Annotated in this window: 24 protein-coding genes, 1 pseudogene and 1 CRISPR repeat array; all 25 genes and pseudogenes read left to right on the top strand. The window is 48.0% G+C overall.

What is annotated here, in order from left to right:
- Positions 1-6 precede the first annotated feature (6 nt).
- The 25 genes and pseudogenes from ACTHRH_RS21490 (at position 7) to cas1c (ending at position 24371) form a co-directional block, all read left to right on the top strand.
- Positions 7-1389: an ATPase, T2SS/T4P/T4SS family gene (locus tag ACTHRH_RS21490; protein ID WP_397347676.1), complete on the top strand. Its 1383-nt coding sequence runs from the start codon at positions 7-9 to the stop codon at positions 1387-1389.
- A 4-nt stretch (positions 1390-1393) separates the two neighbouring features.
- A complete protein-coding gene (locus tag ACTHRH_RS21485; protein WP_144938923.1) occupies positions 1394-2329 on the top strand; it encodes a type II secretion system F family protein in 936 nt (311 codons plus the stop codon).
- A gap of 13 nt (positions 2330-2342) precedes the next feature.
- Positions 2343-3239, top strand: coding sequence for a hypothetical protein (locus ACTHRH_RS21480; protein ID WP_144938925.1), 897 nt, complete (start codon positions 2343-2345; stop codon positions 3237-3239).
- Between the two features lie 34 nt (positions 3240-3273).
- Positions 3274-3426: a hypothetical protein gene (locus tag ACTHRH_RS21475; RefSeq protein ID WP_186328401.1), complete on the top strand. Its 153-nt coding sequence runs from the start codon at positions 3274-3276 to the stop codon at positions 3424-3426.
- A 108-nt stretch (positions 3427-3534) separates the two neighbouring features.
- Positions 3535-3681 carry a hypothetical protein gene (locus ACTHRH_RS21470; protein ID WP_186328402.1) on the top strand — a complete coding sequence of 49 codons (147 nt, stop codon included), beginning with the start codon at positions 3535-3537 and terminating at the stop codon, positions 3679-3681.
- Between the two features lie 19 nt (positions 3682-3700).
- On the top strand, positions 3701-4126 hold the full coding sequence (locus ACTHRH_RS21465; protein ID WP_144938927.1) for a hypothetical protein: 426 nt from the start codon (positions 3701-3703) through the stop codon (positions 4124-4126).
- A gap of 209 nt (positions 4127-4335) precedes the next feature.
- Complete coding sequence (locus ACTHRH_RS21460; protein ID WP_144938929.1) at positions 4336-4818, top strand: hypothetical protein; 483 nt, start codon at positions 4336-4338, stop codon at positions 4816-4818.
- 304 nt (positions 4819-5122) lie between these two features.
- Positions 5123-6316: a M24 family metallopeptidase gene (locus tag ACTHRH_RS21455; RefSeq protein ID WP_144938931.1), complete on the top strand. Its 1194-nt coding sequence runs from the start codon at positions 5123-5125 to the stop codon at positions 6314-6316.
- A 466-nt stretch (positions 6317-6782) separates the two neighbouring features.
- On the top strand, positions 6783-7313 hold the full coding sequence (gene sigY, locus ACTHRH_RS21450) for an RNA polymerase sigma factor SigY (protein WP_144938933.1): 531 nt from the start codon (positions 6783-6785) through the stop codon (positions 7311-7313).
- Entirely contained in the window at positions 7303-7674 is a 372-nt protein-coding gene (locus ACTHRH_RS21445; RefSeq protein WP_144938935.1) for a YxlC family protein, read from the top strand. Before sigY ends, ACTHRH_RS21445 begins: the two co-directional genes overlap by 11 nt.
- The gene (locus tag ACTHRH_RS21440; protein ID WP_144938937.1) at positions 7671-7889 is read left to right on the top strand and encodes a hypothetical protein; all 219 of its coding nucleotides are present in this window, start codon (positions 7671-7673) and stop codon (positions 7887-7889) included. Before ACTHRH_RS21445 ends, ACTHRH_RS21440 begins: the two co-directional genes overlap by 4 nt.
- A gap of 352 nt (positions 7890-8241) precedes the next feature.
- Entirely contained in the window at positions 8242-8619 is a 378-nt protein-coding gene (locus ACTHRH_RS21435; RefSeq protein ID WP_440417596.1) for an ATPase, read from the top strand.
- 251 nt (positions 8620-8870) lie between these two features.
- Entirely contained in the window at positions 8871-9158 is a 288-nt protein-coding gene (gene gatC / locus ACTHRH_RS21430; RefSeq protein ID WP_144938941.1) for an Asp-tRNA(Asn)/Glu-tRNA(Gln) amidotransferase subunit GatC, read from the top strand.
- Between the two features lie 257 nt (positions 9159-9415).
- On the top strand, positions 9416-10864 hold the full coding sequence (gene gatA / locus ACTHRH_RS21425; protein ID WP_379289993.1) for an Asp-tRNA(Asn)/Glu-tRNA(Gln) amidotransferase subunit GatA: 1449 nt from the start codon (positions 9416-9418) through the stop codon (positions 10862-10864).
- Positions 10865-10879: 15 nt separating this feature from the next.
- On the top strand, positions 10880-12325 hold the full coding sequence (gene gatB / locus ACTHRH_RS21420; RefSeq protein ID WP_144938945.1) for an Asp-tRNA(Asn)/Glu-tRNA(Gln) amidotransferase subunit GatB: 1446 nt from the start codon (positions 10880-10882) through the stop codon (positions 12323-12325).
- 9 nt (positions 12326-12334) lie between these two features.
- The gene (locus tag ACTHRH_RS21415; protein ID WP_440417594.1) at positions 12335-12802 is read left to right on the top strand and encodes a GNAT family N-acetyltransferase; all 468 of its coding nucleotides are present in this window, start codon (positions 12335-12337) and stop codon (positions 12800-12802) included.
- An 810-nt stretch (positions 12803-13612) separates the two neighbouring features.
- Positions 13613-14329 carry an MgtC/SapB family protein gene (locus tag ACTHRH_RS21410; protein ID WP_144938949.1) on the top strand — a complete coding sequence of 239 codons (717 nt, stop codon included), beginning with the start codon at positions 13613-13615 and terminating at the stop codon, positions 14327-14329.
- 140 nt (positions 14330-14469) lie between these two features.
- Positions 14470-14919 carry an NUDIX domain-containing protein gene (locus ACTHRH_RS21405; RefSeq protein ID WP_260982133.1) on the top strand — a complete coding sequence of 150 codons (450 nt, stop codon included), beginning with the start codon at positions 14470-14472 and terminating at the stop codon, positions 14917-14919.
- A 767-nt stretch (positions 14920-15686) separates the two neighbouring features.
- Positions 15687-16062: a CRISPR direct-repeat array (repeat unit 32 nt; unit sequence GTCGCACTCTACACGAGTGCGTGGATTGAAAT).
- A 440-nt stretch (positions 16063-16502) separates the two neighbouring features.
- Positions 16503-18941, top strand: coding sequence for a CRISPR-associated helicase Cas3' (cas3, locus tag ACTHRH_RS21400; protein ID WP_440417592.1), 2439 nt, complete (start codon positions 16503-16505; stop codon positions 18939-18941).
- Positions 18942-19019: 78 nt separating this feature from the next.
- Entirely contained in the window at positions 19020-19739 is a 720-nt protein-coding gene (gene cas5c / locus ACTHRH_RS21395) for a type I-C CRISPR-associated protein Cas5c (RefSeq protein WP_440417590.1), read from the top strand.
- A 4-nt stretch (positions 19740-19743) separates the two neighbouring features.
- Positions 19744-21660, top strand: coding sequence for a type I-C CRISPR-associated protein Cas8c/Csd1 (gene cas8c / locus ACTHRH_RS21390; RefSeq protein WP_440417588.1), 1917 nt, complete (start codon positions 19744-19746; stop codon positions 21658-21660).
- On the top strand, positions 21661-22509 hold the full coding sequence (gene cas7c, locus ACTHRH_RS21385) for a type I-C CRISPR-associated protein Cas7/Csd2 (protein ID WP_144938956.1): 849 nt from the start codon (positions 21661-21663) through the stop codon (positions 22507-22509).
- A pseudogene (cas4, locus tag ACTHRH_RS21380) lies at positions 22496-22898 on the top strand (CRISPR-associated protein Cas4); the annotation flags it as partial. The gene cas7c and the pseudogene cas4, both read left to right, overlap by 14 nt.
- 199 nt (positions 22899-23097) lie before the next feature.
- Positions 23098-23343 (top strand): CRISPR-associated protein Cas4, encoded by a 246-nt coding sequence (locus ACTHRH_RS21375; RefSeq protein WP_440417621.1) that lies wholly within the window; start codon positions 23098-23100, stop codon positions 23341-23343.
- Positions 23340-24371, top strand: coding sequence for a type I-C CRISPR-associated endonuclease Cas1c (cas1c, locus tag ACTHRH_RS21370; RefSeq protein ID WP_144938960.1), 1032 nt, complete (start codon positions 23340-23342; stop codon positions 24369-24371). Before ACTHRH_RS21375 ends, cas1c begins: the two co-directional genes overlap by 4 nt.
- Positions 24372-24479 lie beyond the last annotated feature (108 nt).

Here is a 24479-nt window from a genome sequence, read left to right as displayed (position 1 = left end):
ATGGCTGTGGAGAAGAAATTTTCCGTCCTTGCCTATGCGAATAAGCTCCGGGAAGATCACCCGTCTTCCAATGAAGGGCTTGGTGCGAGGGGGGACAGGCAGCTTCAGGAGTTCTACCGCTGGACGGAGGAAATCCGCAGCGAATTGGTAGCGGCCAAGGGAAGAACCGAAGAGGAACAGCTGCAGTATGGTGAAATGCTCAATCGTGCGGTTTTGGGCTATGAGGAGGACCGCTTGAAAATTTTCGCCATTATCCGGGACCAGCTGGCCAAGCGAAGAATCCATGACATGCCGCCTCCTAACCGGAAGCACAGTACAATAGCCGAGGCGATATTTGCCGAAGTCATCGGCTTGGGGGAACTGGAGCTTATCCTGAAGGAGAAGGAAGGGCTCGAGGAAATTCAGGTCGTGGGCAGGAACATTTTTGAAATCCGTAACGGCAAGGTGAGGCCGTCGCCGTACCGGTTGAACTCTGTTAAAGAACTGGAGAGAATCCAGCAGAATCTGGTGTTATTTAATAATGACTCATTAAATCCGCGCAAAAGATGGGCGGAAGTGATGCTCAGGGACGGTTCGCGAGTAACGATGACGGGGTTTGGCTATACATCGGTTCCTACTTTGACGATCCGATTTTATACCGTTCAGCGCTTTCGGCTTGAGGAGCTTTGTCAGGGCCGTTACGGGACGATGAGTGGGGAAATTATGGAATTGCTGCGGTGTGTTATCCGTTCTTATTTTAATCTTGTCATTATCGGCCCGACCAATTCCGGTAAGACTCACTTGATGAAAGCCCTGATTGCGGAACTGCCCGAGGATGAGAGAATCATTACGATCGAATCCAGATACGAGCTGATGCTGAAGCGCGACTTCCCTAACAAAAACATTGTGGAATACGAAATCGATGAGGATGACCGTAAGCATAACGGACAGCAAGCCTTCAAGCTGGCGCTCCGCCAATCGCCCCAGAGAATTATACATGCCGAAATCCGGGATGAGGACGCCAATATATACGTTCGGGCGTGTACGAGGGGGCACCAGGGAAGTATGACTTCCGTGCACGTTAATGAACTGGAGGATGTGCCGGAGGCGATTACCGACATGTGTATGCTGGATTCCCGGGGAATGGACCCGCTGCGCCTGGCCAAAAGGATCACAAACTATGTTACTCAAATTGGCATTGAGATGGCGATGGTGGACGGTAAGCGAAAAATTGTCAGGATAGGTGAATTTGAATTCGTCGAAGGGGAGGTGAAGGTTCGCGATCTGGCCGTCTATGATTATGGGCGGAAGGGCTGGCGATATCCCCTCCGCTTCTCCGAAAGAGCCTGGCGCAGAATAGGGAAATACGATCCGGCAGGCCATGAAGGGCTGCGGGCCATAGGGGGGTGAACGGATGCTGATTGCCGCCAAAGCAGCTTTCCTGCTGCTATTGTTTATCTTAATCTACACAGGGATTCGGGGAGTTATGCTCGTTGCCGCAAACCGCAAAATGGCGAGAATCCGGCTTCATCATGTTCGCAATGCCGCCTTCGGCAGCCGATTGACTGATCTTCTGCAGCGAAGCGGCTTTCTTTACCGGCACCTGTCTGATTTGCTGGAATCTACGGGCTCCCGGTTTACTTTGCCCATGCTGCTTACGACTTCTTTAGTGCTGTTCTTGTCCGGGTTTATTACGGCGGTGCTTTTCTTCCCTTCGGTTAAGGGAATCCTTGCGCTTTGTCTTATCGCGTCTTCCTTCCCTTACTTATTGCTGCGGATGCGCTTGATTACGAATCAGTTGAGATCGCGGATGGATTTTCTGCCGGCTGTGGAAATTGTCTATCAAACCTATTTGTTGGACCCGCATCCTAATATCCGCAATGTTCTTCATCGGGCCTTGAGAGAAAATCGGATTCGTTATCCGTTGAAGCCTGTGTTTGAACAACTGCACCGCAATTTGTCGATGAGCCGGGAGGTTGACGACGCGCTGCGTATATTCAAGATGTCTCTGGGACATCTGTGGGCGGATTATATGGCAAGCATTCTTAGAATTGCTATTGTCGAGGGGAATGACGTAACTCTAAATCTGAAAGAATTGATCGACGATATGCGGAAGGCCAAATTGGCCGATCAGATCGCCCGCAACCGGCTGCTCGAAATCCGGATTGCCAGCTTCTCGCCCCTGTTCTTCCTGGCCGTCTTTCTGTTGGTGAATTTCCGGATCAACTATGAGAATGCCTATTACTATTATTTCGTAGACGCCGCCGGCCGCAATATGCTGTTAGATGCCTTACTGCTTATCTTCGCAGGATTTCTGATGGGAGTATACCTTTCTATGAAACGAATGTGAAAGGAGGAGAGGGATGAAGGCTGTCCCGGAGTTGCAGTGGATGAACTGGTTATTGAACGGGCTGTTGTTTGCCCTTAGTTTCATGGCGTTTTATTTCCTGCTGGTTTCTTTCATTGCGGGAAGGAGGAGAAGGCTGCGGGCGAAGCCGTTCTTCCGCGGGGAGCATCCGCCGCCGTTATTGCTGAAATGGTTTCGCGTTGCATTGGAAGGATCGATGGCTGAAGAGCGGAAACAACTGCTGCTGGGCTGTGGGATTCCGGTTTCGGTGTTCTGGTATGAGCTATGGAAAAAAATATTGCAGGCCTTACTTGTTGTCACCGGCCTGGCAGGATGGTTCTCTCTTCGCAGGCCTTACCTCACCTTGTATATTCCCGGGACCTATGTTATGGCCGGCTCTATCGTTCTGCTGTTCCTTATATACTTCGACCGTGTGCTGCTGGAAGCCATTCAGAAGCAGAGAGCGCATCGGATCGTTAAAGAAATCTATGCGGTCAGCAATCAGTTGCTTTACTATACCGGGTCCAGAATGAATCTGCACGGCAAGCTGACGCGATGCCTGCCGTATACCCGCACGATCCGCAAAGAATTTCAACTGCTGATCAACGAATGGTACCACGATGCGGAACAGGCCGTGATTCAATTCAAGAATAGGCTTGGAACCGAGGAGGCGCACAGCTTCTCCGAGACCATCCGTTCCTTGCGGCTTAATGAGAACGATGCCTATTATGAGCTTCTTCGGCAAAGAATCGCGGATTACAAGGAACGAATCGATTTGTACAAGGAAAGCAAGAAGGAAACGACTTCTTACGTGCTGTTCGTCCTGGCCGGCATTCCGATCCTGAACACGTTCCGCCTGTTTATTTATCCATGGGTGCAGGAAGGACAGAAGCTGTTTCAAACCTTGCAATGAACAATTCCGATATCGAATGGAAAGGATGATTTGAATGAGAAATATATTAATGACCGTTATGCTGCTGATTGTCGTCGTTGTCATTTTTACTAACGTGATAACCAATGATACTACAGGAACGAAGAAGATGATTGAAGATAAAGGAACTTCGATCAACACCGAAATCAAATCATTGATTCACCCCTAAACGGGAGATAAACTCTGCCTATGCCTGAGGAGGGGCAAATTCATTCCGCGGAAAGGAGAGGCGGCTTCTCCCTGACCTTACGGCATGGAGGTTCGTCGCCATTCGATCATGAGATCGTTACTGATTACTTTGCTGCTGCTGCTGGCAGTCATTCTTATTTTCAATTCAACGGTAGGAGGAAAGGACGGAACAGAGGAGATGGTCCGCTCCGGCGGCTCGCGGATCAATTCCGTTATTGAGAGCATAAATCCGTAAGGAACCAAGGTGGTAATAGATGAAGCAAATCCTGGTTTTTATCCTGTTCGTATCGATGCTGTGCTGGTTTATGTTCGCTCCGGTATATAAGCATGTGATTATTACGAGACAAGCCGTTCTGCAGAAGGAAGTCGATTACTTGCTGGAGGTGGGAGCAAGCGGAGCCTATGGCTACATTGATGCGCGAATGATTGGACAATCCAGGCTCAGGCTGGAGGAGAGAGGCTTCGTCGGCGCGGATCTGAACTATATCGTGACGACGACCCATGGAAGGGGAGGAACCCGTGCGGCCGAGCCCGTGCCCCGCGGCGAAGGAATTCGATTGATGATTACATATCCCTATGGAGGGTTATTTGCGATTGACCGGCTGGTCGGTGTGATCCCCCCTGACGACGGATCATTAATGGCGGCGGTAGGAATGAAGATGAGCGAGTATGTTCCCTGACCCTTGCAGCAAGGGGCTAGAAGCGGATCCGAATGTCTTGTCAACCGGAAAAGCTGTTTAAAGGCTCCAACGAGCCTTCTTACCGGCGGATTGATCTCTCTTAGAACGCCGGACTCCTATCCATGAAGAACCGAGAACCGTTATCACTTGTTATTCCCGGCCCGGTGCCGCGCGATAGAACGAAGAAGCTGGAAGGGGCGGGGTGATGGATGAATAAGCTCCTGTTGTTCTTTTTGTTAATAGGTTTCTATATGACGATGCAAGCTCTTCAGACCGATGAGGAGTTGGCTATGCATACTCTGTTTAACGCCAAGCATGCCCTGAACTATGCAACTCATGCTGCAGCCCAGCAAGTCAATAACGCCAAGCTGGCGCAGGGGATTATCTCCATCGATCCTGTTCGGGCCAGGGAAACCGCCGACCGTTATTTGCAGGCCAACCTGCGTTTGGATTCCGCCAACCGCCCGCTTCCGGGAACGTTCCTGCGCCAGCCGGTGGAGCTTCTGGCCTTTGAAGTCATTAATGAGGATAAGACATTTCCTTATCTATATTCCAATCCGTTATACGATTACTCGGTCTTGTTCCACCGTCCCGGAGTCGTAATGATTATCCGGCTGGAGTTTCCCCGTACGTTCCAAGTGTTAGGGCCGATTACGTGGGAAATCAAAAGCTCCTCCGAACTGACGTTCTAAAAAATACTGGCCAAAATCCGGGACAGGACATTCTATCGTTATACGAGTGCGAGGATTGTGAAATTGATCGGACCGGACAAGCTGAAGTAGTTTTCAACGTCGCACCCTGTTGTTCTGACATCATATATTTGTAATCGCGGGTTGATCAGGGGGAACGATGGGGCGTTTCTTCAAGAAAAACAGTCATAAGTGCGCTGTTTCCGGTTATCCTCAGAGGATGCTTGACCTCCTGGTTCTGTGTATAATGAAACCATTGAAAGAAATGGACGAAGATTATGCATGAAACCGAACAGGGGGACTGTGAATGGATGTGTTTATGACCCGTCGCGAGAAGCTTATGAGTAGGATGAGAGCTCAGCAGATCGACGGTTTTTTGGTGACGCAGAATGTGGATATCTACTACTTTACCGGAACGATGCAGACCGGGTTCTTGTTTATACCGTCAGAAGGAAATCCCGTGTTTTATGTCCGCAGGAGCTTGACCCGTGCGCAGTCGGAATCCGGTGTCGAGGTCGAGGAGCTCGGGTCTCTGCGCAGCTTGGGAGAGCGGTTAAAGGCCCGCTATCCCTCATTGTTCTCGAATGAAGGAAAAGCTGTAATCGCGACCGAATTCGATGTGCTTCCCGTCCAATTATTTCATAGGCTTCAAGCGGCTATCCCTATGGTGGAATGGAAGGACGGAACGATGCTGGTGCGGGAAATCCGCATGATCAAGGGGCCGGAGGAAATCGAGGCGATCCGGAGAGCGGCTGTCGTGACCGATCTTGCCTTCGAGAAGGCGGCCGCGTCTGCTAGGATCGGAATGAGGGATGTCGAGCTAATGACGGTGATCGAGGCGACGATGCGTGAGCACGGTCATATGGGGCTTATGAGAATGCGAGGCTATAATCAGGAGATTATTACGGGAATGGTGGGCTCGGGCAGAGCCATGGCCATTCCGACATATTTTGACGGACCGGCGGGAGGAGAAGGTCTGGGCCCTGCAAGCCCGCAGAGCTCGGGGAACAAAACGATAGGACCGAATGAGCCTATCCTCGTGGACATTGGCTGCTGCATAGACGGTTACGTCTTTGACCAGACGAGAACGATGGTCATCGGCGAATTGGAAGAAGAGCTGGACAGAGCTTACCGGGTGGCGGAGCATATTTTACGACGCACGGAGGAGAAGCTGGTCCCCGGCACCTCCTGCGAGCAATTGTATATTCAATCCCTGGAGCTCGCCGAGCAGGCCGGCTTGAGCGAGCACTATATGGGCTTCAGACAGGATCAGGTGAAATTTCTCGGGCACGGGATCGGCTTGGAGGTAGATGAACTGCCGGTGCTGGCGCGAGGATTCCGTCTCCCGCTGGAGCCCGGAATGGTGATAGCGATCGAGCCCAAGTTCACGTTCCCCGAGCGCGGAGTCGTCGGGATAGAGAATACTTATCTGATTACCGATGACGGATTCGAGAAGCTGTCTGTTTCGCGCGAAGGGCTTATCCGCTTGGGCGGAAGATGATGCGCTCCATTTACTAACCGATCAGGAACCGCCTGGTTGGTTTTTCTTTTTTGATCAATAGGGTTTCCGAATGCGACCGCTTCTCAGCAACATATAGTTGACCACCGTCATGGGTCGTCAAACACCGCGCACTGGGAGTCTCGTGCAGTGCGAAACGCTCCGGCAGATTTTTTTTCGTTCGGAATGAACTTTGGCTTCTAGCTGTTCGTACTATTGGATGAACCGGATGATTTGGCCCATGGGTCGAAAATCAGCGGTTTTGGAGAATGAAGGGAATGGACAGCTATACCTGCCGTATGGGCCGAACTTTCCATCATAGCTGAATGCGGCAAAAAAGAAGCGAAGCTTTGTCACAGGTTTCTCGACGGGCACTCGAAGCTTCGCAAGATGAAAATGTGTAAAAATAACCACAATAACAGTAAGAAAACCAGATTGATCGCAGAAGAAGCCGAATGGAGGGTAAGGATTGTCTGAGGAGCGGGAGCAGATACGGAAAGCTCAGGCGGGAGACAGCCATGCGCTCGCTATTCTCCTCCAGAGCCATTATTCCATGGTGGTACGCTATTTAATCAAAGTGACCATGGAGCCTCATATAGCTGAGGATATAGCGCAGGATACGATGATGAAAGCAATGGAGAAAATTAAGCTGTACAATGGGCAATCCAGCTTCTCTTCCTGGCTTATGACTATAGCTACCCGGCTATATATTGACATGCTGCGCCGGAAGAAGCGGGAGAAGCTGTGGCTGGATCAGGAAGCGGCCCTGCGCAAAATCAAGTGGCATATGGCCCGGCAAGGGGAGGATTGGCCGGAAGTGCTGGATGCCGTCCATAGTTTGCCTTATGAATATCGGATTCCGATTATTCTTAAGCATTATTACGGCTATGCCTACGATGAAATTGCCCGAATGATGTCCATTCCTGCGGGAACCGTGAAATCCCGGGTGTTCCATGGTTTAAAAACGCTGAGGAAGGAGTTGAACGCAGATGAAGAGTAAACCGACAGACAGCCGCTTGTCCGGCTCCGAGAAGGCTCTTGAGAATGAGGTTAATGAAATAGATAGCGAGATGGTCAAGGAATTGCGGGAGGGTCTGGATAAGCTTGAACAGTCGGTCCCGGTATTTTCCCCCAACCTTCATTGGTTTGAGGAACAGATCCTGCAGCATCGCAAGCAGTTGAGAAAGAAGCTGGTTCGTGATCTGCTGTTGTTCTTTACCATCGCCGCTATTGTTCTGAGCCTGACCGTCGCATCTATGCTGAACATCCCTTCCGTTTACATGGTCTTTCAAATATTCGCCTGTGTGTTAGTCCCGGCTGCACTATGGTGGATCCAACGAAGAAGGAAGGTGGGCGCATGAAGCCGCAATTTACGGAAGTGTCCCCCTATATCTTTCTTCTCCTTATCCCGCTTCTGCTGGTACAGAGCACATGGCTCTTTCTGGATGCAAGGAAGAGGGAATGCTACCCATGGTTCTGGGGGATATGGGGGCTGACGACCATTCCTTTACCCGGTATACTATATCTGTTTCTTGTGGTTAAAATTTTCCGCAGAAGAAAGGAAGATAAGCGGTAAAAAGATCGGCGCGCCGTCGCTTCATGTCGGGAGTTCTGATCCCATGTGGCCAATGGTGTTATAGGCTTATTCGGCTCCGTCATGATATATGGTGCATATGCTGTTTTTTGCGAAGGAAATCGGCTGCCCCTGCAGAAAATATGTCGATGTTCGGGTTTCTCTATACGAACACGGTCTAATTTGCCGAATAATAGATTATAATAAGAAGAAAAGGATGAGGTGGGGAACAGGATACGCGAATTTCCATTGGACACCGTAATCTTTTTTTAGTAGGATAGAGTCCATAATCTATTATTTATGGAAACAGGCCACGCTTTCAGACACGGCCGCTAGGGGCAAGGGGGGAGAACAAATGCTTCGATTGGGTCAAAGAATATGTATAGTGGACGATCAACTCGAGCAGAATTTGCCGATAGGAGAATATGGATATATAATCGCTTATGACCGTAATGCGGATAATATCTTCGATTATGTCATACGGGTTCCGAAAGTGAACAAACATTATTTCGTTCCGGCTGCGGATATTGAACTGGAGGAAGTTCTGATTCAGCAGGAGGCGGATCGGATAGAGAGAGAAGCTCTGATCGACTTCGCTTTGGCTACGAAGAACGAGGAACTGTTCCGCCGGGTCCTGAACGGAGAGGATCTGGATCTGGAGACGGAGAGCGATAAGGAAGTATTGTCCCGGGAGGATTTTATCAAGCAAATCAACCTGAGGGCCTGGATTTAATCTCGTCGGCCGCATCGGACACGACATTTTTCCGGGACGGCAAGAGCTGCGTATATTAACGGGAATGCCCGATCTTTCTTGTAGAAAGGCATGTTTCTGAAGAAGACGTTAACCGCTCTTTGGAAGGATGCCTTTTTTTGCCGTGCCGCTCTCCCCTTCCCTTGGAACGACGGACAAGCTGATGATTGAGTTAGAAAAACAACTGAGATATAATAAAAAGAATGATTGTACCTAGAAAGGATGTCGTACAGATGAGTATATCCATGCAGGATGTTGAGCATGTTGCCAAACTGGCCCGCCTCGATCTGACGGAGGAGGAGAAGCAGACCTTTACCGGTCAGCTTAACGCCATTTTGAAATATGCGGAGCAATTGAACTCGATTGATACCGATGGAGTCGAGCCGACCAGCCATGTCGTTCCGATGTCCAACGTTATGCGGGAAGATGAGGTTCGCCCGTCCCTTCCGCTCGATAAAGTGTTCCTTAATGCGCCGGATGAAGAAGAAGGACAGTTTAAAGTTCCTGCCATTCTGGAATAGCCGCTTGAAGTCAGGCGAAATTAATGAACGCAAGTACAAATATACAAACTGGAAAGCGGCAGTGGTCTACAAGCTTTCGTGAGAAATCCGGCTTTCGGAAGCATAGGCTGTTATCCCGGATTTCAACCTGAGAATGATTGGTGAAATCGGAGGATAAGAGCGTGTCGATTGTCCTAATTCGGCGCGAAGTGCTCGGGTATATCACCGCACCTCCAGTCATTGCCCAATTTTGAAAGGAGGACACGGAGTTGTCTTTGATGGATCGCTCTTTAAAAGAAATACATAAAGGACTGGCCGGCAAGGAATTTAGCGTGACCGAGCTGGTTGAACAGTCGCTTCGCCGTATTGGAGAAGTAGACGGGAAGATTCAAGCCTTTTTGCAGGTGGATGAGGATAATGCGAAGCGGGTTGCCCGCGAGCTGGACGAGCAGTTAGCTTCGGGAGGGGAGCAGGGGCTGCTGTTCGGACTTCCTGCGGGAATCAAGGATAATATGCTTACGGAAGGGTCCCTCACTACATGTGCGAGCAAGTTCCTCTCCAATTATAAGGCGATTTATGATGCGACGGCAGTGCAGAAGCTGAAGCAAGCGCAGGCTGTTCTGATGGGTAAATTGAATCTCGATGAATTCGCTATGGGAGGCTCCAACGAGAACTCCGCTTTCCATCCGACTTATAACCCCTGGAATACGGAATATGTTCCTGGCGGTTCCAGCGGTGGATCGGCTGCGGCCGTAGCGGCCAGAGAGGTTTATTTCTCCCTGGGATCGGATACGGGAGGTTCGATTCGCCAACCGGCTTCTTTCTGCGGAATTGTAGGGCTGAAGCCGACCTATGGGCTGGTGTCCCGGTTTGGTCTCGTCGCATTCGCTTCTTCGCTTGACCAGATTGGTCCGATGACGAAGAACGTGGAAGACGCAGCTTATGTTCTGCAGGCGATTGCCGGGCATGACCCGATGGATTCCACCTCTGCGAACGTCTCTATTCCGGATTATTCCAGCGCACTTACCGGGGATGTCAAAGGGCTTAAAATCGGTGTGCCTAAAGAATATATCGGAGAAGGAGTGGCTCCGGAGGTAAGAGAAGCCGTATTGGCCGCTCTTAAAGTGCTGGAAGCCCAAGGGGCCGTATGGGAAGAGGTTTCCCTGCCTCATACCGAATATGCGGTGGCGGCTTATTATTTGATTTCTTCTTCGGAGGCATCTTCGAACCTGGCCCGGTTTGACGGAGTACGTTACGGCAAGAGATCGGAAAATGCGGAGAATCTGCTGGATCTCTACCATCTCTCGCGCAGCGAGGGCTTCGGACCGGAGGTCAAACGGAGAATCGTGATCGGAACCTATGCATTAAGCTCCGGTTATTATGATGCTTACTATGTCAAAGCGCAGAAGGTGCGGACGCTGATCAAGCAGGATTTTGACAACGTGTTTGCCAAATATGACGTCATTGTCGGACCTACCGTTCCTACGCCTGCTTTCAAAATAGGCAGCCAGGTCGATGATCCGCTGACGATGTATTTGAACGATATTTTAACAGTGCCGGTCAACCTGGCAGGAATTCCCGCGATAAGCGTTCCTTGCGGTCTGGTGGACGGTATGCCGGTAGGACTGCAAATTATCGGCAAAGCATTGGACGAGTCTACGGTGCTGCGTGTCGCTCACGCGTTCGAGCAGAACACCGAATTCCATAAGCTGCGTCCGCAATTGTAGGAAGGAGCGAAACTGATGACTACCACAGCAAAAAAATACGAAACCGTGATCGGGCTGGAAGTTCACGTTGAGCTTCATACGAAATCGAAAATATTTTGCGGCTGCTCGACATCGTTCGGAGCTCCGCCCAATTCCCAGACATGTCCGATTTGTCTCGGGCATCCCGGTGTGCTGCCGGTATTGAATAAGCAAGCGGTGGAATACGCGATGAAAGCGGCCATGGCCTTGAACTGCCAGGTGGCGACCGATACGAAATTCGACCGTAAAAACTATTTCTATCCCGATTCGCCGAAGGCTTACCAAATCTCCCAGTATGATAAACCGATTGGGGAGCATGGCTGGATCGAGATTGAGGTGAACGGGGAGACGAAGCGGATCGGCATCAACCGCCTGCATCTCGAGGAGGACGCGGGCAAGCTGCAGCACGTAGACGGAGGCTATGCCTCCCTGGTTGATTTCAACCGTGTAGGGACGCCTCTGATCGAAATTGTTTCCGAACCGGATATTCGTACGCCGGAAGAAGCCAGAGCTTATCTGGAGAAGCTTAAGGCGATCATGCAATATTGTGAAGTGTCCGATGTCAAGATGGAAGAGGGCTCGCTTCGCTGCGACGCCAACATCAGCATCCGTCCATACGGTCAGGAGAAGTTCGGAACGAAAGCCGAGCTTAAGAATATGAACTCTTTCCGCGGGGTTCAGAGAGGACTCGAATACGAGGAAATCCGCCAAGCGGAAGTGCTCGACCGGGGAGAGAAAGTGGTTCAGGAGACGCGCAGATGGGACGAGGCGCAGGGGAAAACCATCTCCATGCGGAGCAAGGAAGAGGCACATGATTACCGCTATTTCCCGGATCCGGACCTGGTTATGCTGCATATTGATGACGAATGGAAAACCCGAGTCCGCAATTCGATTCCGGAGCTTCCCGATGCGCGGAAGGCCAGATATACGAGCGAATATGGACTGCCTAGCTATGATGCCGAGGTTCTGACCTCGTCCAAGGAGCTGGCTGACTTCTTCGAAGAAAGCCTTGGGTATACGAAGGATGCCAAAGCCGTTTCCAACTGGATGATGGGTGAACTGCTCGGGTATTTGAACGCCAACAATCTGGAACTGTCCGATGTTAAGATTACCGGCAAAGGCTTGGGCGAGATGATAGGCTTGATCGAGAAAGGAACGATCAGCAGCAAGATTGCCAAGACCGTCTTCAAGGAAATGATCGAGACCGGCAAGGAGCCCGGGCAGATCGTCGAGGAGAAAGGGCTCGTTCAGATCAGCGACGAAGGGGCCATCAAGGCGATCGTGGATAAAGTGGTCGACAGCAATCCTCAGTCCGTGGCTGACTTCAAGGCCGGCAAGGACCGGGCCGTCGGCTTCCTCGTAGGTCAAGTTATGAAGGAAACCAAGGGCAAGGCTAACCCGGGAGTGGTCAACAAGCTGATCATGGAACGTCTGCAGCAATAACATTAAGAGATGATCGAACGGATTCGATTGACCAATAATGAAGAAGCTCTTCGTGTACTTCGGCTTCAGATGGATTCTTATCTAGTCGAAGCGAAGAGGATCGAATACGATGATATTCCGCCGTTGAAGGATACCATAGCGTCTTTAATGGAATCCAAGGAGAGGTTCTATGGCTATTTCCCGGAAGGAACGGATGGGGAATTGTCCGGGGCCATAGCCTACGAGAGAGAGGGCCAAACGGTGATGATCTGCCGTCTGATGGTCCGTTCCGACCGCTTCCGTCAAGGGATAGGCTCTGCCTTGCTGCGATTTATTGAACAGCAGGAGCAGGAGTGTACAAGCTTCTTCGTTACGGCGGCGGCCAGGAATGAACCGGCCATCCGTCTTTACACCAAGCACGGGTATGTGGAGGAAAGCCGCCGGGAGGTTGCTCCCGGTCTTGTCCTGCTGCGCTTGGTGAAGACCGTACCCCGATAAATCCATTTGATAAGCTTTGTCAAACAGCCGGTGAATACCGGCTGTTTTACCACATAGGGATCTTCAAGTTCTTTACGTTAATACAATGTAAACAAAGATTCCTATTGGCATAAAAAGCTTCTGCTAAAGATGGATTCGACGACTTCTCTGAGAAGGCTTCAATAGAAGCTTTTTTTATTGGCTCAGCCTAGCTCAACCTAACAGTGACTGATTTCCTCTCTCTGCGAGTAGACTCCGGAAAAACTACCTTGAAAATCCGGCTATTTTCATCATCCGCCGGTGCCGCAGTCAGAGGCATGGGGGGCTAACTGGATTTTATGAAGTTAGATACGCTGAATTAGACGATTTATTGCAATCTAACGGGAAAACATACAGCTAGTTCAGACCAAATCTAATCTTTTCCTCCCAATCCCCATTTCTAACTGCAGGTTTTCCATCTAGTTCCGGTTATCTGGTGATCAAAGCATGAACTAACTGCATAAATTCCATCTAGTCATCATGGAGGCGACGGATCTTTCAGGAACAGAATATGGTTTTGAGCCGTTTATTACTATAAGACTATCTTCTCAAAAGGGGCAACGGCTGTTTTTGCTGAAAAGGAGCGTTATCCGTCTTCATTGTGGGGGCCCGGGAGCGAATCATTTACCCGACCCGATCAAGACACTAAATCAACATTGCCTTCATAGGTTTGACAATAAAGATAGAAGATTGTATGGTTGCAGTTAAATGGTCATATGCTAATTTAGCGACTTAAGGCTGAATCATTACAAATATAAGCGGATTGCAAGTGATTTTGAAGAAAGGGGGGGTATTGTGGACCCGTGGCATATTGAACCGCTGGATTTAACCATCCGCCTCGTTCTCGCCCTTCTCCTGGGAGGGTTAATTGGTCTGGAGCGCGAGAAGAACAATCACCCGGCGGGCTTAAGGACTCATATTCTTGTCTGTGTCGGATCGGCTTTGCTCATGCTCCTCTCCATGTACGGTTTTTCCGCTTTTGTGGACGAAGGGAATGTTCGTTTGGATCCGGCGCGTCTGGCCGCACAGGTTATTCCCGGGATCGGTTTTCTCGGAGCGGGAACCATTATCCGCAACGGTTTTTCCATAACGGGGCTGACGACTGCAGCTTCACTGTGGGTAGCCGCGGCTATCGGATTATCGGTAGGGGCAGGCTTCTACTACGCGGCGTTTCTTTCTACGGCGGTAGTCCTGATTAGCCTGTGGACACTGAATATTGTAGAGAAGAAATATTTCGAGAACCGGCGAACCTATTGGCTGAAACTAGTGACGAACCAGAAGCACGGAACTCTGACCCATATCTCGTCCAATTTGGAGAGAAAAGGAATCACGATCCGTCAGATTTCGATGGAAGAAAACGATTGGGAATCGGAAGAGAATGCGGAAAAACATGAGCGGCTGACGCTGTCCATCCTTATTCGCGTCTCCAAGCCTTCCTTGCTGATCACCATTACCGAAGAAATGAAGCTCCTGCCGGGAATAGAAAAGGTCAGCGTGGAATCCGCTTAGAAGGCTCATTCGGATTCGCGTCTCCAAGCCTTCCTTGCTGGTAGCTTTGTGGAGTTAAATTGCTGCCGTGGATAGAAAAGGTTAGCGTGGACTCCGCAGTGCGGCAGGGATGAAGTTGGTTTAGACTGGGGGATCGGCCATTGATAAGAAAACAACGGGCTCAGGCAATCATTATCGACCGGGGCAAAATACTGATGGCTCGCCATTACGACCATTATATTTCTCAGTACTACTGGTGCTTTCCCGGGGGAGGAATAGAAGCCGGGGAAAGCCCGGAACAAGCGGTAGTGCGTGAGCTCAAGGAAGAGACGGGCTTATCCGTCCGCCCTTTGCAGTGTCTTGGTGTCGAAGTCTTCCCCCATATATGGCAGGGCTACGCTTCCACGATTACTTTCCTGGCAGAGGTTGCACAAGGCGAGCTTTCCCTCGGATACGATCCCGAGTATGAGGGCTGGGATATGCCATTTCTGCAGGAGGTTGGTTGGCGGCCATTGGAGGGCGAGCTTCTGAAACAAGTGGACAGGTTCCTCAGGGGCTTTACGATGTTCGAGGCTTTTTCGCCCTCTTGGTTAGAAGTCCGGCGATATTAGTAAGCCGGAAATAGCTTCTCCAAATTCGAGCACGATGTAGTGGCAGCGGTGTTGCTTCAAAACAAGCAAAAGTGCATGCTTATAGGGAGCGACCGATGCGCTGTACTGGATTTGTCCCGAAGACGAGCAATAGTGCATGTTAATATGGGAGCGTCAGGCGTGTTCTACCGACGCTGCTGCAAAGACAAGCGAAAGTGGATGTCTTCGCGGGAATTGTTCTAATGCGCAACCGACGAAGCGCCAAAGACAAGCAAAAGTGCAGGTCTTTTTGCGTAATTCCGGTAAATCTCGGGAATGACGAGCAAAAGTGCAGGTGATTTTCCGCAAAACGCTGAAAATTAATTAAAATGGCTGAATTTACCTGCACAATTGCACGTCTTTTGCTGTTTTTGGCTAAAATCGTTCTGAAGACCTGCACTTTTGCAGGTCCTTGATGGCCTTGCTCCTTTAATTGACGTCGTAACTTTAGAAGGTAAAGCAGGAGTGCGATCTGGTTTTGGAAAGAAAAGTTTGAAGGCCTTATTTTCAATAGGTTACTTTACTTGGAAATATTTACAAAATATTAGTGAATAATGCGTAATCAGGTCTAGTTTGAACAAAGTGCGAACCTATAGCTCACATGAAAACCCCGGGAAACTCGCACCGGCGTAACGACGCGGGTTTTTGGCATTTTTGCAGGTTTTGTCGGCAGTATGATCCTTACAAAATAGAGGTTCGCACTTTTAACTGTTTGAGCCCTTATGGTATGCTGGATTTGGCAGCACCCTGTCGCACTCTGTACGAGTGCGTGGATTGAAATGACGTCAACGAGTGGCAGGCGCTCTATAACCGTTTTAGTCGCACTCTGTACGAGTGCGTGGATTGAAATGTGTAGTATAAGGGTACGAAGTTTAAAGACGTGAAGTAAGTCGCACTCTACACGAGTGCGTGGATTGAAATGCTATCATTACGTTGTATATCTAATCAACGCCGTTTGTCGCACTCTACACGAGTGCGTGGATTGAAATTTACGGTTGGCGTACGTAATCTAAGCGGACGCAGTTGCGTCGCACTCTACACGAGTGCGTGGATTGAAATTTAAGGATAGGAAGATTACTCCTCAAGAATTTTCGTCGCACTCTACACGAGTGCGTGGATTGAAATTTTTTGAGGGCACAAACTTTTTGAATGCTTCGATCTCGTCCCACTCTACAGAGTGTATCGACTGCTCGCCATTCGAATCAATCATAGGAGACTGCAAATAGCAGGGCTCCTTTTTTTGTTTTAAGTTGCATTGGAAACAGTTTACAATTTTGTAACAAATGAAAGTGGGTATAATGGAGGAGTTTGTCTGGCTATGTCGAATGATAAATATAGGAAATTAATCCTATGAAATGGAGGGGTTGGTTTTTCTTTCTTTATATTCATAATTGCATTATTAGGATCAGCAATGAAAGGAGTGGGGTCAACTAAGTTGTCATTCATTGCAATTTGCTAACCCTTTTTAACTTTCTTAATAAACACAAGTCCATATTTATAAAATCGCTCCCCGCATAGAAGCATGACTTGTAACGTTTATGATAGCGAGCATTAGGAGGAGAGTCATGGGCTATATTGCGCATATTCGCGAAAGTGACGGGGCTATTCAAACGGTGCAGACGCATTTAGAAGAGGTGTCGAAGCTCAGCGAAAGGTTTGGCGGAAAGATAGGAGTCAAGCATTTAGCAGGGTTGGCAGGTTTGTTACATGATTTGGGCAAGAATAGCGAAGCCTTTAAAGATTACATTCAGGAAGCAGTAGCGAATCCGAATCATCCGCCACAGAGGGGGAGCGTTGATCATTCTACTGCAGGCGGGAAACTTATATATCAACAATTTCATGCAGGGGCAAGATCCGCTCTTGAACAACTGACAGCAGAGTGGATCAGCATGTGCATTCTTTCGCACCATGGCGGCTTACGAGATTTTATATCCCCTGATTTGTCATCGCCTTATTTAGAACGCGTGAAACAGAAGGAGATTCCGGAATTTGAGCATGCTATAGCGACTTTTTTCCAGCAACAGATGGGACCGGCCGAATTGGAAAGCTATTTTAACCAGGCTGTGCGTGAAGCGGAAACAATCATTAAATACAGGCAGCAGCACAAGCTGAAGCCTATTACCTTCTCTTTTATCCAAAAGTACATTTTTAGCTGCCTGATCGATGCGGATCGAACCAATACCCGAACATTTGAGGAAAATGAAGAGCAGGCAGAGCGTTCTTTGGATAGCGCTTCTTTTTTTAGGGAGTGCTATACCGCTTTAATGGAAACCATCGTTTCTTTTCGTGAAGGGAAAGATTCGGAACACCCCATCCATAGGCTCAGAAGTGAGATGTCGGATCAATGTGAGCAGTTCGCATCCAAACCATCTGGAATTTATACCCTGTCTATTCCAACCGGGGGCGGCAAGACATTAGCCAGTTTACGTTATGCTCTCAAGCATGCTATCGAATATGGGAAGGATCGAATCATTTACATCGTCCCCTACACAACCATAATTGAGCAGAACGCTGAGCAGATCAGAAAAATTTTGAAGAATGATCTAAACATTATTGAGCATCATTCGAACGTCATTGAAGAGCACGAGGATGGGAGCGGGGATGAAGCATACGACCTGAAGAAAAAGAAGCTCAAACTGGCCAAAGATAATTGGGAAAGTCAAATTATTTTCACAACGATGGTGCAATTTTTGAATGTGTTTTACTCCAGAGGGACCAGAAATGTACGGCGGTTACACAATCTGGCTAACTCGGTTCTGATTTTTGACGAAGTCCAATCGGTTCCTGTTAAATGTATATCTTTATTTAATGAAGCGCTCAATTTCCTCAGCAGCTTCGGGCGATCAAGCATTGTGTTATGCACGGCGACACAGCCAGCGCTGGACTATGTGGAGAATAAATTGAAAATTCCAACAAATTCAGAAATGGTACAAGACCTGAAGCGCGTTAGCGAAAGCTTCAAGAGAGTTAATATTGTTGACAAAACGACTACAGAAGGCTATAACGCGAGCGAATTAAAGAAATTTATTCTGACTGAAATGGAAAAGGTAGATAGTTTGCTAGTCATTCTAAATACGAAAACGGCTGTGCGCAAGCTCTACGAAGAATTAAATGATAAAGCCGAACGGAAACAGCATTCCTACAAGCTATTCCATCTAAGCACGAGCATGTGCCCGGCGCACCGGAAGAAAGTGCTGGAAAATGTCAAAAAACAACTGGAGACGGATGGCCAAAGAGTCATCTGCATAAGCACACAACTGATTGAAGCGGGTGTCGATATTAGCTTTCAATGCGTCATGCGTTCGTTGGCGGGTTTGGATTCGATTGCACAGGCGGCCGGAAGATGCAATCGGCATGGCAAGGATAAAATTCGTAACGTTTATGTGATCAAATCTTCGGACGAAGAGTTGTCCAAGCTTAAGGAAATTCGAATAGGTGCTGAGAAAACAGCGCGTATTTTGGAAGAGTTTGCCCGCAGGCCGGAAGTATTCGGTAACGACTTGTTATCTCCTGAAGCAATGAAGAAGTACTTTGAGTACTATTATCATGATATTGAAGGTGAGTTGGATTATTGGATCCCTAATATTAGGCAGAATGCGTTTGACTTGCTGGATTTAAATAAAGATTATTCCTCTGGGCTGCAGCGTAAATCCGGGATGAATGTGCGGCTCGTCAGTAAACAATCTTTCGCTACTGTGGAGAAATATTTTCAGGTGATTGATCAACCTACCACTTCGGTACTTGTCCCATACAATGATGAGGCGAAAGAGATCATAGCCGATTTAAATGGTGAATTGGATAGCGGGCAGCTTACTTCTTTACTAAGGAGAGCCCAACAATATGTCATTAACCTTTATACCCATGAACTCAAGCAATTGGATCAAGCTCAGAATATCGATGTTTTGCTGCATGGTAATGTTTATGCTCTGAAGGAAGTGGCATATACAGACGAGATGGGGCTTGATTTAAAGGGAGAAGGAGTTTGGTCGCCTGAAATCATATGAATCCCTTCTATTTAAATAGATGGTCCTACGATTACGGATGGTTTAGGTAATAGTTTTTCTTTTACAGGAGGTGCTCCTTTGCGGAATCAGATTGAATTTGAAGTTTACGGAAAATATGCGCTGTTTACCGATCCCCTGACCAAGATTGGCGGGGAGAAAATGACGTATCAAATTCCGACCTACCAGAGCTTGAAAGGGATTGTTGAATCCATTTATTGGAAACCCACGATTATCTGGTTTGTGGATGAAGTGCGGGTCATGAATCCGATTCAGACCGAATCGAAGGGAATTCGTCCCATTGAATATAGTGGGGGAAATACGCTCGCCTACTACACTTATTTACGCGATGTTCGCTATCAGGTAAGGGCTCATTTCGAGTTTAACCTTCATCGTGAAGATCTGGAATATGATCGTAACGAGCACAAGCATCATAATATTGCCAAGAGGGCTGTCGCTGCTGGCGGGAGAAGGGATATTTTCCTGGGGGCTCGGGAATGTCAGGGCTATGTTGAGCCTTGTGTTTATGGCGAGGGGGAAGGTTTCTACGATAATTACAAGGGAGAAATTAACTTTGGCGTGATGGTGCACGGCTTAAATTATCCTGATGAAACGGGTAACCATGTGCTGGAAACGCGATTGTGGCAGCCGGTGATGAAGCAGGGCGTGATTAATTTTATTCGTCCTGAGGAATGTTCGCTAGTCCGTCCGATTGGCGAAATGTCGCCGAAAGCATTTGATTCATCCAATCTACAGTCTGTTGATGAATTGTATCAAGAGATGTTTGCGGAGAAGGGGTGATTAAATGACTTGGCTGCGGCAATTATATCGAACCTATGAAAATAACATGGAAGTGATCGGGGAATTTCAGAAGAAGCATAACGATCAAGAATTTGCCCTTATTCCCGTATCCCATACCACCCAACAAGCTCAGATTGAAGTTTCATTGGATCAGGATGGAAATTTCGTATCTGCGAAGGTGGTCGACAAGAACGAGGCAAGCACCGTTATACCTTGTACGGAGGCTTCGGGCAGTCGAACGAGTTCACCTGTACCCCATCCGCTGCACGATAAATTGATGTATGTTGCCGGGGATTATTTGCAATATGGTGGTACCGCCAAGAAGACCAATCCCCACGAAGACTATCTGAAACAGCTGAAAGCCTGGTGCGATTCAGAGTATGCCCATCCGAAAGTTAAGAGCGTGTATACCTATCTTTGCAAAGGACAACTGGTTAAAGACCTGGTAGAGGCTAAAATTTTGTATGTGGATGAGAAGGGGCGTTTTATCGAAAAGTGGAGCAAGGAGCTGGAGGAGCAGTATGGGTTCAGACCCGACATCTATAGGCTGGTGACATCGAATCAAAGCGATGCCTTTGTCCGTTTTGCCGTAAATGTCATCGGAGAACCAGAGTCAAGACTATGGCGAGACAAAAGCGTTTATGAATCGTTCATTCGATATTACGAGAGTACCTTGCAAGTAAAGGATTTATGCTACATTTCCGGAGAAGAACGTTCGTCTACAGAAAGACATGCATCGCGGATCAGACATGCGGCAGATATGGCGAAATTGATTTCCGCGAATGATACGAGCGGATTCACGTTTCGCGGCCGTTTTAAACAAAGCAAAGATGCAGCCTCGATCAGCTATGAAGTTTCTCAGAAAGCCCATAATGCACTTAAATGGCTTGTAGAGAAGCAAGGGTATACGATCGACGGCAAAGTATTCCTCGTATGGGGGACCGACAATCATGAGGTTCCGGATCCGTATGCGGATACGACATCTCTTCATGGGATTTACGATGAAGTCGAACAAGCGACGGTTGGGGACCGGGCCCATCAAGCTTATGCCAATCAAGTAAGTCTGGCGATTGCGGGGTACAAGCATGATCTGGAATATCAGCCCGAAGTGAATATAATGATTCTCGAAGCAGCCACACCGGGACGGATGGCGATCGTTTATTATCGAGAGATGAATAAAGAATTGTTTCTTGACCGTATTGAAGCCTGGCATAAATCGTGCTATTGGCTGCATCGTTACAAAAAAGACGAGAACAACCAAATTCTGCAATTTAAAGGGGCGCCGGCGACAAGAGATATCGCATTTGCCGCTTACGGATCCAAGGCCAGTGACAAGATTGTCAAGGGATTAATGGAAAGAATGCTGCCTTCCATTGTGGATGAACGAGCTATTCCGCTGGACATCGTACGGAGCGCCATCAATAGAGCTTCCAACCCAGTTGCAATGGAAGGTTGGGAATGGGAAAAAACGCTGAGTATCACTTGCGCACTCGTAAGAAAAACATACGAGAAGGAGGGCTTTGAAGTGGGATTAGATGTAACGAACGACAATCGGGACTATTTATTTGGCAGACTGCTGGCGATAGCGGATGTACTGGAGAGAAGCTCGCTTGATCCCGATGAAAAAAGAGCAACCAATGCCATTCGCTATATGAATGCATTCGCCCAGCGTCCGCAAAGAACTTGGACGATCATCCAGTCTAATCTTCAACCGCATCAAGCGAAATTGGGAGCCAAGCTGAAGTATTTTAATTCATTGCTGGATGAGGTAGGTTCCATGCTGAAGCCGGAGGATTTTACAGATAAACCGTTGAGTGGCTTATATTTGCTAGGTTTTTACAGTCAGAGACATGATCTATATAAAAGTAAAAAAGAAAAAGAAGCTGAAAAAGAACAAGCTGAAGAAAAAGGAGAGATATAAATGAGTGTTCTGGATCGAAAAATTGATTTTGCTGTAGTGTTGACGGTTCGTAATGCTAACCCGAACGGAGACCCGCTTAACGGGAACCGCCCTCGTCAAAATTATGATGGTCATGGCGAAATTTCGGATGTATGCATTAAGCGGAAAATTCGCAATCGCCTGCAAGATATGGGGGAATCGATTCTCGTGCAATCAGATGAGAGACGGGATGACGGTTATCGCAGTATTAAAGATCGTGTGGATGGTAACGAAGAATTACAGAAATATGCCAAGGGGAAGACGAAGGATAATATTTTGTACTCCAAAATCGCCTGTGAGTCATGGATGGATGTTCGCAGTTTCGGACAAGTATTCGCCTTCAGTGGCTCGGAGGTGTCTATTGGCATCAGAGGCCCGGTATCGATCCATACGGCAGTAAGCCTCGAACCGATCGATATATCCACGATGCAAATTACGAAGAGCGTTAATTCCACAACGAACACGAAAGATCCCGATAAGAAAACCTCCGATACGATGGGGTTGAAGCACAGGGTGGATTATGGGGTCTATGTTTTCTACGGCAGCATAAACCCGCAATTGGCGGAAAAAACAGGATTTACATATGAGGATGCTGAGAAAATTAAGCAAGCGCTGATTACTTTGTTCGCCAATGATACTTCTTCTGCTCGTCCTGACGGAAGTATGGAAGTGAACAAAGTGTACTGGTGGGAGCATAACTCCAAGCTAGGCCAATATTCGTCTGCCAAGGTACATCGTACTTTAGGTGATGTGCTCAAGGAAGGATATAGCGACACTTTAATTCCAAATAAGCTGGAAGGTCTCGAAGTAGAAGTCTATGAAGGTTTATAACGAAGAAGATTATTTGCTGCTCTCTGGCATCCAGCATTTTATCTTTTGCCGAAGACAGTGGGCACTTATTCATATAGAACAACAATGGGAAGAAAATGTACTAACTATTGAAGGTCAGCATATGCATCAGCGGGCAGATCAACCGATGATCCGTGAAAAAAGAGGAGACAAGCTGGTCGTCAGGGGACTCCCCGTACATTCCAAAAGGCTAGGTGTAACCGGAGTTTGCGATGTTGTTGAATTCGTTCGGGATCCCAAGGGCATTTCTTTAGCGGGCGAGGAAGGACTCTTCCTCCCCTTTCCCGTTGAGTATAAACGAGGGAAACCGAAGAAAGATCATTCGGATATCTTACAATTGACCGCCCAAGCGATTTGTCTGGAAAATATGGCTCTTCGCTATACTACATGGGAAAAACTACGTTTGAGAGGCATAATAGAGCGATTTGACATGGAGCCTCTGCGGGCATGAGTACTCGCGAAAGCCGCGAAGGGTAAGGAATTCGCGTTGCTAACCAGCTTATCATGCCCGCCTCTCCATATAAAATCGCTGTCTATTTACCCCACCCAGAGTAGCGAGGAAGCAATGAGATTGAGATAGGGTTTCTTTTCTACAATGAAATTAAACACAGGGTTGAAGTACCCCTTACAGCCGAATATCGTCAAGAAGTGGAAAGCCATTTTGCTAAAATGCGTCAATATTTTCTCAAAAATCATACACCGAAAGTAAAGACGGGTCCGCACTGCCGAAATTGTTCGCTTCAGCATATTTGTGTTCCTGAACTCATGCACAAGAGATCCGTTGCCAGCTATATTGAAGGGAGGTTAAGGGAATGAAAAAGTTATTAAACACTTTGTTCGTAACCCTGCCGGATGCCTACCTTTCACTAGACGGAGAAAATGTTGTAGTAACCGTAGAAGGAGAAAAGCTAAGGCGAGTCCCGCTGCATAATTTAGAGGCGATATGCACTTTTGGCTATACCGGGGCAAGCCCCGCACTGATGGGGGCCTGTGCCAAAAGAAATATTGCATTTACTTTCATGACGAGAAATGGAAATTTCCTGGCGAGAATGACTGGAGAAACAAGAGGAAATGTCGTCTTAAGAAAGGAACAATACCGCATATCGGATGATGAAAAGAGAAGCGCTATTGCTGCCAGAAACTTCATTCTTGGAAAAATATACAACAGTAAATGGATTTTAGAGCGCGCGACAAGAGATCATCCCTTGCGAGTCAATGTGCCTAAACTGAAGTCGGTTTCCAGTGTGTTATCGGAAGCTATGCTATTGGTCCGGGAAGTTGAGGATTTGGAACGGTTAAGAGGGTTGGAAGGGAATGCGGCAGCGAATTATTACTCCGTATTTAACGATCTTATTCTTCAGCAAACCGAGCATTTCGTCTTTCAAGGCAGAAATAAACGACCGCCGCTGGATAATGTGAATGCTTTGTTATCTTTTGCATATACCTTGCTTGCGAATGATTTGAAATCCGCCTTAGAAAATGTCGGGTTGGATCCATACGTAGGGTTTCTGCACCGGGATCGTCCGGGAAGAGCCTCGCTCGCTTTAGACATCATGGAGGAGTTAAGGAGTGTCTATGCGGATCGTTTTGTCCTGTCATTAATAAATAAGAAAAGGATAACCCATAAAGGATTTTATCGGAAAGAAAACGGTGCGGTCATCATGGACGATGAAACGAGAAGAACCGTCTTGGCTGCGTGGCAAGAGAGAAAGCAGGAGAACATTCAGCACCCTTACTTAAATCAGAAGCTGGCATGGGGACTTGTCCCTCATGTCCAAGCCTTGCTGCTAGCAAGATATATTAGAGGAGATTTGGATGAGTATCCTCCTTTCTTATGGAAATAAGTTCGCTGAATGAAACCATATGGAAGTAGGTTGTTAATGCTAACGCATAATGCCCTGAGATTGACGGTGTAAGTTGTCCTGCTATTGACGGTCAATCTGACCAGTTTC

The organism is Paenibacillus sp. SAFN-117 (genome assembly GCF_051966115.1).
GTDB classification, from domain to species: Bacteria; Bacillota; Bacilli; order Paenibacillales; family NBRC-103111; genus Paenibacillus_L; species Paenibacillus_L residui.
The sequence above is the reverse complement of the archived record's forward strand: the minus strand, read 5'-3'. Positions and strand labels throughout refer to the sequence as shown.

What these genes read in the sequence shown, in the direction of transcription:
- ACTHRH_RS21480 (WP_144938925.1), top strand. Translation starts at nt 2,343, where the DNA reads ATGAAGGCTGTCCCGGAGTTGCAGTGGATGAACTGGTTATTGAACGGG.
- ACTHRH_RS21485 (WP_144938923.1), top strand. Translation starts at nt 1,394, where the DNA reads ATGCTGATTGCCGCCAAAGCAGCTTTCCTGCTGCTATTGTTTATCTTA.
- cas1c (WP_144938960.1), top strand. Translation starts at nt 23,340, where the DNA reads ATGAAAAAGTTATTAAACACTTTGTTCGTAACCCTGCCGGATGCCTAC.
- ACTHRH_RS21440 (WP_144938937.1), top strand. Translation starts at nt 7,671, where the DNA reads ATGAAGCCGCAATTTACGGAAGTGTCCCCCTATATCTTTCTTCTCCTT.
- ACTHRH_RS21465 (WP_144938927.1), top strand. Translation starts at nt 3,701, where the DNA reads ATGAAGCAAATCCTGGTTTTTATCCTGTTCGTATCGATGCTGTGCTGG.
- ACTHRH_RS21455 (WP_144938931.1), top strand. Translation starts at nt 5,123, where the DNA reads ATGGATGTGTTTATGACCCGTCGCGAGAAGCTTATGAGTAGGATGAGA.
- ACTHRH_RS21435 (WP_440417596.1), top strand. Translation starts at nt 8,242, where the DNA reads ATGCTTCGATTGGGTCAAAGAATATGTATAGTGGACGATCAACTCGAG.
- gatC (WP_144938941.1), top strand. Translation starts at nt 8,871, where the DNA reads ATGAGTATATCCATGCAGGATGTTGAGCATGTTGCCAAACTGGCCCGC.
- ACTHRH_RS21415 (WP_440417594.1), top strand. Translation starts at nt 12,335, where the DNA reads ATGATCGAACGGATTCGATTGACCAATAATGAAGAAGCTCTTCGTGTA.
- ACTHRH_RS21445 (WP_144938935.1), top strand. Translation starts at nt 7,303, where the DNA reads ATGAAGAGTAAACCGACAGACAGCCGCTTGTCCGGCTCCGAGAAGGCT.
- ACTHRH_RS21470 (WP_186328402.1), top strand. Translation starts at nt 3,535, where the DNA reads ATGAGATCGTTACTGATTACTTTGCTGCTGCTGCTGGCAGTCATTCTT.
- gatB (WP_144938945.1), top strand. Translation starts at nt 10,880, where the DNA reads ATGACTACCACAGCAAAAAAATACGAAACCGTGATCGGGCTGGAAGTT.
- cas7c (WP_144938956.1), top strand. Translation starts at nt 21,661, where the DNA reads ATGAGTGTTCTGGATCGAAAAATTGATTTTGCTGTAGTGTTGACGGTT.
- ACTHRH_RS21475 (WP_186328401.1), top strand. Translation starts at nt 3,274, where the DNA reads ATGAGAAATATATTAATGACCGTTATGCTGCTGATTGTCGTCGTTGTC.
- cas3 (WP_440417592.1), top strand. Translation starts at nt 16,503, where the DNA reads ATGGGCTATATTGCGCATATTCGCGAAAGTGACGGGGCTATTCAAACG.
- cas8c (WP_440417588.1), top strand. Translation starts at nt 19,744, where the DNA reads ATGACTTGGCTGCGGCAATTATATCGAACCTATGAAAATAACATGGAA.
- gatA (WP_379289993.1), top strand. Translation starts at nt 9,416, where the DNA reads ATGGATCGCTCTTTAAAAGAAATACATAAAGGACTGGCCGGCAAGGAA.
- ACTHRH_RS21460 (WP_144938929.1), top strand. Translation starts at nt 4,336, where the DNA reads ATGAATAAGCTCCTGTTGTTCTTTTTGTTAATAGGTTTCTATATGACG.